Here is a 2047-nt window from a genome sequence, read left to right on the forward strand (position 1 = left end):
CGGGCACCGGTCCCGCCGCGCAGGCAGGACTCGACGAGGGCCTGGATCAGGCCGCCGTCGGACAGGTCGTGGGCGGCGTCGATCATGCCGTCGCGGGAGGCGGAGATCAAGATCTCGGCCAGCAGCCGCTCCCGCTCCAGATCCACCGCCGGCGGCAGACCGCCCAGGTGCTCGTGCACGACCTGCGACCAGGCCGAACCACCGAACTCCTCCCGGGTGTCCCCGAGCAGGTAGATCAGCTGGCCTTCCTCGGCGAACCCGATCGGCGTGCGGCGCGTGACGTCGTCGATCACACCGAGGACCGCCACCACCGGCGTGGGGTGGATCGCGGTCTGGCCCGTCTGGTTGTAGAGCGAGACGTTGCCGCCGGTCACCGGGGTGCCCAGGATCTGGCAGGCATCGGCCAGACCACGGGTGGCCTCGGCGAACTGCCACATGACGGCCGGATCCTCGGGCGAACCGAAGTTCAAACAGTCCGAGACCGCCAACGGCTTGGCCCCGGCAGCCGCCACATTGCGATACGCCTCCGCCAACGCCAGCTGCGCACCCGCGTACGGGTCGAGCTTGGCGTAGCGGCCGTTGCCGTCCGTGGCCAGCGCCACACCCAGGTTGGTGTCGGCATCGATCCGCACCATGCCCGCGTCCTCAGGCTGCGCGAGAACGGTGTTGCCCTGCACGAAACGGTCGTACTGGTCGGTGATCCACGCCTTGGACGCCTGGTTGGGGTGCCCCACCAGCTGCAGGACCTGCCGCTTGAGCTCCTCACCACCCGCCGGACGCGGAAGCTTGCCCGCGTCGTCGGCCTGCAGCGCGTCCTGCCAGTCGGGGCGGGCGTAGGGGCGCTGGTAGACCGGGCCCTCATGCGCGACCGTGCGCGGCGGGACGTCGACGATCTGCTCGCCGTGCCAGAAGATCTCCAGGCGTTCGCCGTCGGTGACCTCACCGATGACGGTGGCGATCACGTCCCACTTCTCGCAGATCTCCATGAACCGCTCGACGTGCTGCGGCTCGACGATCGCGCACATCCGCTCCTGCGACTCACTCATGAGGATCTCCTCAGGAGAGAGGGTCGCATCGCGCAGCGGGACGGAGTCCAGCTCGACCCGCATGCCCCCGGAGCCGGCCGACGCCAGCTCACTGGTGGCACAGGAGAGCCCCGCACCGCCGAGGTCCTGGATCCCGGCGACCAGCTTCTCGCCGAAGATCTCCAGGGTGCACTCGATCAGGAGCTTCTCCTGGAACGGGTCACCGACCTGGACGGCGGGCCGCTTGGTGGGCTTACTGTCATCGAAGGTCTCGGAGGCGAGCACGGAGACGCCGCCGATGCCGTCGCCGCCGGTGCGGGCGCCGTAGAGGATGACCTTGTTGCCGGCGCCGGAGGCCTTGGCCAGGTGGATGTCCTCGTGCTTCATCACACCGATGCAACCGGCGTTGACCAGCGGGTTGCCCTGGTAGCAGGCGTCGAAGACGACCTCACCACCGATGTTGGGCAGCCCCAGGCAGTTGCCGTAACCGCCGATCCCGGCGACGACGCCGGGCAGCACGCGCTTGGTGTCGGGGTGATCGGCCGCACCGAACCGCAGCGGGTCCACCACCGCCACCGGACGGGCACCCATCGCCAGGATGTCGCGCACGATGCCACCCACACCCGTGGCCGCACCCTGATAAGGCTCGATGTAGGAGGGGTGGTTGTGCGACTCGACCTTGAAAGTCACCGCATAACCCTGACCCACATCCACCACACCGGCGTTCTCACCGATGCCCACCAGCAACGCATCGTTCTCGGGCGCCTTCTCCCCGAACTGCTTCAGATGCACCTTGCTGGACTTGTACGAGCAGTGCTCGGACCACATCACCGAGTACATCGCCAGCTCCGCCCCAGTGGGACGACGCCCCAGGATCTCCCGGATCCGCGCGTACTCGTCCTCCTTCAGGTCCGGCCGGTCCCGATCAGCGGCTCCACCGCGTGCTCGGGGTGCGGCATCAGGCCGACCACATTGCCCGCCGCATTGGTGATGCCGGCAATGTCCCGCAGCGAACCGTTGGG

At 68.6% G+C, this 2047-nt stretch carries 1 protein-coding gene and 1 pseudogene; both read right to left on the reverse strand.

Annotated features, from left to right (window positions below):
- Positions 1-1934: pseudogene (gene purL, locus IG62_RS42865) on the reverse strand (phosphoribosylformylglycinamidine synthase subunit PurL); the annotation flags it as partial.
- Positions 1931-2047, reverse strand: a 117-nt coding sequence (locus tag IG62_RS45885) for a phosphoribosylformylglycinamidine synthase subunit PurQ (RefSeq protein ID WP_199812595.1), incomplete at its 5' end; no start/stop codon positions are given. The pseudogene purL and the gene IG62_RS45885, both read right to left, overlap by 4 nt.

It is taken from the genome of Streptomyces sp. NRRL S-337, assembly GCF_000720175.1.
Lineage (GTDB): Bacteria > Actinomycetota > Actinomycetes > Streptomycetales > Streptomycetaceae > Streptomyces > Streptomyces siderophoricus.